The 7,641-nt window shown below is 64.1% G+C and carries 8 protein-coding genes; 6 read left to right on the top strand and 2 right to left on the bottom strand.

The annotated features are described in order from the left end of the window. From AC1DJT_RS13035 to AC1DJT_RS13015, 5 genes are all read left to right on the top strand, one after another. Positions 1-652, top strand: a 652-nt coding sequence (locus tag AC1DJT_RS13035; protein WP_476834194.1) for a zinc-binding dehydrogenase, incomplete at its 5' end; no start/stop codon positions are given. Positions 653-784: 132 nt separating this feature from the next. Further along, positions 785-1,621 (top strand): S-formylglutathione hydrolase, encoded by an 837-nt coding sequence (fghA, locus tag AC1DJT_RS13030; protein ID WP_476834193.1) that lies wholly within the window; start codon positions 785-787, stop codon positions 1,619-1,621. A 90-nt stretch (positions 1,622-1,711) separates the two neighbouring features. Then, positions 1,712-2,113 (top strand): low affinity iron permease family protein, encoded by a 402-nt coding sequence (locus AC1DJT_RS13025; protein WP_476834192.1) that lies wholly within the window; start codon positions 1,712-1,714, stop codon positions 2,111-2,113. 132 nt (positions 2,114-2,245) lie between these two features. Beyond that, positions 2,246-2,809 (top strand): isochorismatase family protein, encoded by a 564-nt coding sequence (locus AC1DJT_RS13020; protein WP_476768940.1) that lies wholly within the window; start codon positions 2,246-2,248, stop codon positions 2,807-2,809. Further along, entirely contained in the window at positions 2,806-3,819 is a 1,014-nt protein-coding gene (locus AC1DJT_RS13015; protein WP_476768939.1) for a GlxA family transcriptional regulator, read from the top strand. Before AC1DJT_RS13020 ends, AC1DJT_RS13015 begins: the two co-directional genes overlap by 4 nt. Positions 3,820-3,827: 8 nt before the next feature. On the opposite strand, the gene AC1DJT_RS13010 is transcribed toward AC1DJT_RS13015, so the two are convergent. Continuing rightward, positions 3,828-4,595, bottom strand: a complete 768-nt coding sequence (locus tag AC1DJT_RS13010) for an SDR family oxidoreductase (RefSeq protein WP_441507012.1) — start codon at positions 4,593-4,595, stop codon at positions 3,828-3,830. 138 nt (positions 4,596-4,733) lie between these two features. Between AC1DJT_RS13010 and AC1DJT_RS13005 the strand changes: the two genes are divergently transcribed. After that, on the top strand, positions 4,734-5,771 hold the full coding sequence (locus tag AC1DJT_RS13005; RefSeq protein WP_476768938.1) for an L-idonate 5-dehydrogenase: 1,038 nt from the start codon (positions 4,734-4,736) through the stop codon (positions 5,769-5,771). On the opposite strand, the gene AC1DJT_RS13000 is transcribed toward AC1DJT_RS13005, so the two are convergent. After that, a complete protein-coding gene (locus tag AC1DJT_RS13000) occupies positions 5,772-7,541 on the bottom strand; it encodes a sensor domain-containing diguanylate cyclase (RefSeq protein WP_476834191.1) in 1,770 nt (589 codons plus the stop codon). Positions 7,542-7,641 lie beyond the last annotated feature (100 nt).

Raw genomic sequence — 7,641 nt, 5'->3', positions numbered from 1 at the left:
GGTTCGTGAGGACGCGCCCTTCGACAAGATCTGCTATATCGGCTGCGGCGTGACGACGGGGATCGGCGCGGTGATCTACACCGCCAAGGTCTGGCCCGGCGCCAATGTCGTGGTCTTCGGGCTCGGCGGCATCGGCCTCAACGTCATCCAGGGTGCCCGCATGGTCGGTGCCGACAAGATCATCGGTGTCGACATCAATCCCGGCAAGCGCGCCATGGCCGAGAAATTCGGCATGACCGACTTCATCAATCCGGCCGAGATCGGCAACGACAAGGTGGTGCAGGCGATCGTCGATCTGACCGGCGGCGGCGCCGACTTTTCCTTCGACGCGACCGGCAATACCAACGTGATGCGCCAGGCGCTGGAATGCTGCCATCGCGGCTGGGGTGAATCGATCGTCATCGGGGTTGCCGAAGCCGGCAAGGAAATCGCGACCCGGCCGTTCCAGCTCGTCACCGGGCGGGTCTGGAAAGGCACAGCCTTCGGTGGCGCCCGTGGGCGCACCGATGTGCCGAAGATCGTCGACTGGTACATGGAGGGCAAGATCAACATCGATGATCTGATCACCCACAAGCTCAGCCTCGACGAGATCAATCACGGATTCGACCTGATGCATGAGGGCAAGTCGATTCGCTCGGTCGTCGTGTACTGAGCCGGCCGCTCTTCCGCCGCATCGACCCTCCATGGAAACCCGTCATCATCCCTKATCTCCGCTTCACCGCGGCAGGGATGATGATGTGGATCAGGCTTGGACTGCGCGTCGCGAACGACCGAAAGGGACATCATGGAACTCCTCTCGAACTCCAAGGCTTTCGGCGGCTCGCAGCGCGTTTTCCGACACGAGAGCGCGGTCTGCGCCTGTCCGATGACCTTCGCGATCTTCCTGCCGCCACAGATCGAAGATGGCCCGGTTCCGGTGCTCTGGTATCTGTCGGGGCTGACCTGTTCGCACCAGAACGTCATGGACAAGGGCGAGTACCGCGCTGCCGCGGCCGCGAACGGCATCGCGATCATATGCCCGGACACGTCGCCACGCGGCGACGGCGTGCCGGACGAGCCCGACAACTGGCAGTTCGGCTCCGGTGCGGGCTTCTATCTCGATGCGACCCAGGAGCCCTATGCCCGAAACTACCGGATGGAGAGCTATCTCCTCACAGAGCTGAGCGAGATCGTCGCTCACAACTTTCCCGTCGACATGAGCAGGCAGGGCATCTTTGGCCATTCCATGGGGGGGCACGGCGCGATCACCCTCGCGCTGAAAAATCCCGATCGCTTTCATTCGGTCTCAGCCTTCGCACCAATCACGCAGCCTTCGACGGCGGGTTGGTCGCGGCCGGCCTTTGAAAAATATCTCGGCTCCGATGAGGCGGGCTGGCGGCGTTACGATAGTACTGCGCTGATCGCGGACGGCCACCGGGTCAAGGACCTCCTGGTTGACCAGGGCACGGCCGACGGCTTCCTGCAGGAGGGGTTGCGGCCGTGGCTGCTCGAAGTGGCCTGCGTCAGCGCAGGTATTCCGCTCGAGCTCCACATGCGGGATGGCTACKACCATTCCTACAATTTCGTCTCCACTTTCATGGCGCAGCACATCTCCTGGCACGCCCAGCGCCTGACCCCCTGACGTGGATCGCAGCCGTTCCCAGGCGCCGGGAACGGACTGGCCCGCCCCGTGTTGATGAACGTAACCGTTCCGCATGCGGGGGAAGCAATCATGCCATCGAGCCGCTCTGCGATCGCKGAACGCTCCTTCTTCACGCGCCTTTCCCAGAGCACGGCCCATTTGGCCGGCAAGCCCCAGACCTTCTTCCTGGCGCTAGCGATCATCATCGTCTGGGCAGCGTCGGGGCCCTTCTTCGGCTTCAATGACACCTGGCAACTCGTGATCAACACCTCGACCACGATTGTCACCTTCCTGATGGTCTTCATCATCCAGAACAGCCAGAACCGCGACACCGCAGCGATGCAGATCAAGCTCKACGAGCTTATTCTTCGGCTTGAGGGGGCTCGGGAGGAGCTGCTCGACCTTGAGGAACTCGACGAGGAGAAGCTCGAGGCGATGCGCGCGGAGTTCGAGAGGCTGGCGAGGAAGGCGAGGGAGAAAAACGGTGACTAGCTCCGGCTTGCCGGGAGAGCGAGGCATCGTCTATCGTCATGGCGTGATTTGTCCGCCCTTCGTCTCGATCTGGTATTTCGCCAATTACTCAGAGCTTTAGCATAAGCCCATACCTCAAGTGGGAGATGCAAAATGTCCTCTGATACCGCCTTGCTCGTGATCGATGTCCAGGAATCCTTCCGGCAGCGTGCCTATTTTGAAGAGACCTATGTGTCGCCCTTCATCACGCGGCTTCAGGCGCTCGTCGACGGAGCCAAGGAAGCTGGCATCCCTGTCGTCCAGATTTTCCACGTCGACCCGACCGGTCCCTTCGCCGAGAGTTCCGGCTACGTGAAGACCCTCGCGCCGCTCACGCTCGAACCAGATGCCGTCTTTCGCAAGGGGCGGCACAGCGCGCTCGTTGGCAGTGGGCTTGATGTCTGGCTGACCGAGAATGGCATTCGCCGCGTGATCGTCTCCGGCGTCCGCACCGAGCAGTGCTGCGAGACCACGACGCGCCACGCGTCGGACCTCGGCTATGAGGTCGATTATGTCGGCGAGGCGACCCTGACCTTCCCGATGACCGATGCCGCCGGCCGTCAGTGGAGCGCAGCCGAAATACGGGCGCGGACGGAGCTTGTTCTGGCCGATCGCTTTGCGCGCATCGCCACCGTCGAGGACGCTCTCACTCAGCGCAGCAAGAAGCTGGCAGCATGACGCGCGAGCAGCAGCCCGTCGAGGTGCCGGTCTATGTGCTCGTACCACCGCGCGTGCTGCTGCTCGATGTCGCCGGACCGATCGAGGTGCTGCGCCGGGCCAATCTGGAACAGGACGCCTTGCGCTTCACCGTGACCTATGCCGGGCCGCTGCCTGATGTCTGGAGTTCGATCGGCCTTGGCATGACAGCCATCGGTCCCTTACCAGCCTCCCTGCCAGACGGCTCGCTGCTTGTCCTGCCCGGCAGTGCCGATGCGCCTCTTGGCCATCAGGGCTCGAGCCGGGAGGAGGATGCGGTCCAGGAGGGGCAGATCGTCGCGTGGCTGCGGCGGGCGGTTCGTCCGGGCATCCGCTTCATCTCGATCTGCTCCGGAGCCCTGCTCGCGGGCCGCGCCGGGCTTCTCGACGGGTATGATTGCACCACGCATTATGACTGCCTCAGCGAACTCGCCGAGGCTGCGCCGGCGGCCCGAATCCTTGAGAACCGGCTCTATGTCGAGGATGGCGAGCGCCTGACCAGTGCCGGGATTACAGCCGGTATCGATCTGATGCTGCATGTCGTGGCGGGGATGGCGGGGCATGCCTGCGCGCTTGCCGTTGCACGCTATCTCGTCGTCTATCTCAGGCGTGCCGGCGCCGATCCGCAGCTTTCGCCCTGGCTCGAAGGCCGCAACCACATCCACCCTTCCGTGCACCGGGCACAGGATGCGGTGGCGGCCGACCCGGTGCGCGACTGGTCGGTGAGTACGCTTGCCGATGCCGCCGCAACGAGCCCGCGCAATCTCTCGCGCCTGTTCAACGAACATGCGGGCATGAGCGTCACCGAATATGTCAATCGGATGCGGGTTGCCGTCGCGCGAGAGTTGCTGACCGGTTCCCGCCTCGACATCGAGGCGGTCGCTGAACGCGCCGGCTTTGCTTCACCTCGGCAATTGCGGCGGGCCTGGGGGCGCTTCCATAGTCTGCCGCCGAGCCGGATGCGGCAGAGCGAGGCTAATGCTGCGGGCTGAACCGGAGGTCAGACCACCGATGTCAGGCCGCCATCGACCATCAGCAGATGGCCGTTGACATAGTCGGACGCGGCCGATGAGAGGAAGATCGCGGCGCCGACCAGTTCCTTAGTCTCGCCCCAGCGCCCGGCGGGCGTGCGGCTCTTGACCCAGCCTGAGAAAGTTTCGTCGGCGATCAGCGCCTTGTTGAGCTCGGTGACGATGTAGCCGGGGCCGATCGCGTTGGTCTGGATGTTATGTTTGCCGAGCTCGGCGGCGAGACCGCGTGTCATCATCTTCACGGCGCCTTTGGTGGCGGTGTAGGGCACGATGGTAGGCCGGCCGAGCTCACTCATCACCGAGCCGATATTGACGATCTTGCCCCGGCCGCGCGGCACCATCCGCTTCGTCACGGCCTGCGTGACATAGAAGACCGAATGGAGATTGGTATTGATCAGGTAATGCCAGTCCTCGGCGGGGAACTCGGTGAAGGGCGCCCGCTTCTGCGTGCCGGCATTGTTGATCAGGATGTCGATCGGCCCGACCTCGGCCTCGATCGTGGCAATGGCCGCCTCGACGGCCTCCTGCTCGGTGACGTCGAAGGCAGAGATCGAGACCTTGCGGCCGGAATTGGCGATCGCGGCGCGTGCGGTCTCGAGCTTGCCCTTGTCGCGGCCGTTGAGCACGACATGTGCCCCAGCTTCGCTCAGACCTTCGGCCATGGCGAGGCCGATGCCCTGGCCCGAACCGGTGATGAGTGCGATCTTGCCTTCAAGGCTGAACAGCGAAAGCGACATGGCGTATCCTCGATGGCGCAGGTATGGCCGAAGAAATTCGATTTGCGCGGGCCCGCATAGCTTGGGTAAGCATCTTTCAATCGATTAGACAATTGCAGATCGGCCGAATCCGGCAAGGCCTTCCCTGGGAGAACCGCCATGCGCGCAGTCGTCATCCACGCCGCGAAGGACCTGCGGGTCGAGGAAAGGCCCGTGCCGGAACTCGGACCGCTGGATGTGCGTGTGCGGATCGAGGCGGGCGGGATCTGCGGCTCGGACCTGCACTACTACCAGCATGGTGGCTTCGGTACGATCCGCGTGCGCGAGCCGATGATCCTCGGCCACGAGATCGCAGGGACGGTCGAGGCGGTCGGCGGCGAGGTCTCGCGGGTCAGGTCGGGGGACCGTGTCGCCGTCAATCCGAGCCGGGCTTGCGGGCGTTGCCGCTACTGCCAGGCAGGCCAGCAGCAACACTGCACCGACATGCTGTTCTATGGCAGCGCCATGCGCTTCCCCCATGTCCAGGGCGGGTTTCGCGATGTGCTCGTCGTCGAGGAGCGGCAGGCGGTGAAGCTGCCTGCGCATGTGCCGGCGGCGCAGGCCGCCTTCGCCGAGCCGCTTTCGGTTTGCCTCCATGCCGCCAAGCGCGCTGGCCCCCTCCTCGGCAAGCGGGTCCTGGTGACCGGCTCCGGGCCGATCGGCGTGCTCACCGTGGTCGCTGCCAGGGCGGCGGGAGCCTCCGAGATCGTCGCGACCGACGTTGTCGACGGTCCGCTGCCGACGGCATTGAAGATGGGCGCGACGGGCGCGATCAACGTCATGGCGGAGCCGGAGCGGCTCAAGGCGGAGTACGGCGCGGAGAAGGGAACCTTCGACGTGATGTTCGAGGCCTCGGGTAACCAGCATGCGCTGACGGGTGCGTTCGACGTGGTGCGGCCCGGCGGGGTCATTGTGCAGATCGGCGTCGGCGGCAATTTCACCCTGCCGATGAACGTGCTGGTCGCCAAGGAGTTCGATCTGCGGGGCTCATTCCGCTTCCATGAGGAGTTCGACTGGGCCGTGGCGATGATCGGCTCGGGCAGCGTCGATCTCTCTCCGCTGCTGACGGCGTCGATCCCGGTCGAGCGGGCCGTCGAGGCCTTCGAGCTGGCTGGCGACAAGTCGCGGGCGATGAAGGTGCAGCTCGCCTTCGCCTGATCAACCGAGCCGCAGCGTCGGATGGCCCGTCTGGCCGTGCAGCGCGGGGTCGTAGACGACGAAGGTGTCGCGGCCGCCATGCTTGGCGGCATAGAGCGCGGCATCGGCATGGGCGGCCGCGCTCGACAGGGTTTCCAGCGGGCCGACGATGCAGGCGCCGATGCTCACGGTCGCGGTGATCGCCTGCGCCCCATTAAGCTCGATCGGGGCTGCCCTGATCTCGCTGACGATCTTGGCGGCAATCGCCGAAAGCKAGGCGAGCGAACTGTCGGCGATCAGCAGGATGAACTCGTCGCCGCCCCAGCGGGCGCAAATATCATAGTTGCGCAGCACGGCGGACATGCGGTGTACGACCTCGATGATCACCCGGTCACCGGCCTGGTGGCCATAGGTATCGTTGATCGTCTTGAAGTCATCGAGATCGACCAGGGCGAGCGCCGTCGGGCGCCCGGTGCGAAGGGCCCGGTTCTGCTCCTGGGCAAAGGCCCCTTCAAAGCCACGTCGATTCAGCACCGAGGTAAGCGGGTCGTGATGGGCGAGATGCTCGAGCGTCTCGGTGCGCTCCCGTACCATTGCCTCGAGTCGGTCGGTATTGTCGCCAACCGCGCGTGCCATCTCCTCGAGGGCGCGCGACAGGCGGCCGATCTCATCGTGGCCGGCGTCAGTGTCGGAAGCTGTGAACGAGCCGGCGCGGACGCGCATCACGGAGGCTTCCATCCGCGCCAGCCTGTCGAGAACGCTGCGTTTGAACAGCAAGGTCATCAGTGTGGCGGCAGTCATCAGGATGGTGGCCAGCAGCAATGCGATCGGAAGAAACAGCCTTCGATCGATGATCTGGTCGACATCCATCAGGCTGATGTTGAACCAGCCCAGGCGGTCGAGATAGCCCACTCCGACGAGCGTTTCGCGGCCGCTGACGGTCATGAAGCGTGAGCGGACGGGGGCTTCACCCCGCGCGACCTCAGCCATCATGCCGGTCAGCGCCGCACGGTCGGCTTCTTCGTCGACAAGGGCAAAGATCGTCTTCTTGGCCTTGAGGTCCTTTGTCAGACTATGAAAGTCGACAAGGCGCGGATCGCGATGCGCCTGCACCGCGCCGTTGCGGTCGACGAAGATGCTCTGCACGCCGACCTGCGGGATATCGACGACTTCGCGAATGAACTGGCTGAGATCGACGCCGGTCCCGATGATGCCGAGCTGCTTGGCCCCCTTGCTGATGATGCAGTTGATCCAGACCTTGGTGACTTTGAGATTGTCGTCGTGGTCGACATTGAGGTGGCAGCCGGAGCCGAGCGCCGCCGTCTTGTAGTACCAGCCGTCGCGCGGGTTCTCGCGTGAGAGGGTGTAGCGCCTGCGGGCGGTCTCGTAAGTGTTCTGCTTGTCGTTGAAGTAGTAGTTGCCGGAGCCGTCGAGCACGACGAAATAGCTGCGATCCTTGAACGAGAGCCGGTAATGCTCAAGTTCAGCGAGCCCGCGCTCGGATTTCTCGGGATCGTTCTCATCTGCCGCCCAGGCAAGAATGGCTGGGGAGCGCGCCACCGTTTCGGCCAGCGAGACCTCCCGCATCAGGGATTCCAGCCCGCGATAGCGATCGAACAGGATCTGCTTCTCGGCGAAGAGCGTGCCGAGTTTCTCGACCGTCGCGTTGACGATCCAGAGAAGAGCTGCGGTCGAGGGGATGGCGACCGCAAGCAGGGCGGCCAGGGTCAAGACGAGAACCCGGCCCCTCAACCCCGAGGTGAAGGCCGGCCGCGCGATATTCGCCCTCATCCCGAGCAGTGCCCCGACAGCGTCCGCCGAACCTAACTGGATGTCGTGATTCGACGCGTTTGATTCGGCCTGTTTCTGTCACGATGCTTGCACGGGTGAA

The organism is Allobosea sp. 05T422_2, from assembly GCF_056396265.1.
This window is presented reverse-complemented; position numbering and strand designations above follow the sequence as displayed.

Excerpts from the sequence above, each read along its gene's own strand:
- AC1DJT_RS13020 (WP_476768940.1), top strand. The coding sequence starts at position 2,246 with ATGTCCTCTGATACCGCCTTGCTCGTGATCGATGTCCAGGAATCCTTC.
- AC1DJT_RS13015 (WP_476768939.1), top strand. The coding sequence starts at position 2,806 with ATGACGCGCGAGCAGCAGCCCGTCGAGGTGCCGGTCTATGTGCTCGTA.
- AC1DJT_RS13010 (WP_441507012.1), bottom strand. The coding sequence starts at position 4,595 with ATGTCGCTTTCGCTGTTCAGCCTTGAAGGCAAGATCGCACTCATCACC.
- AC1DJT_RS13005 (WP_476768938.1), top strand. The coding sequence starts at position 4,734 with ATGCGCGCAGTCGTCATCCACGCCGCGAAGGACCTGCGGGTCGAGGAA.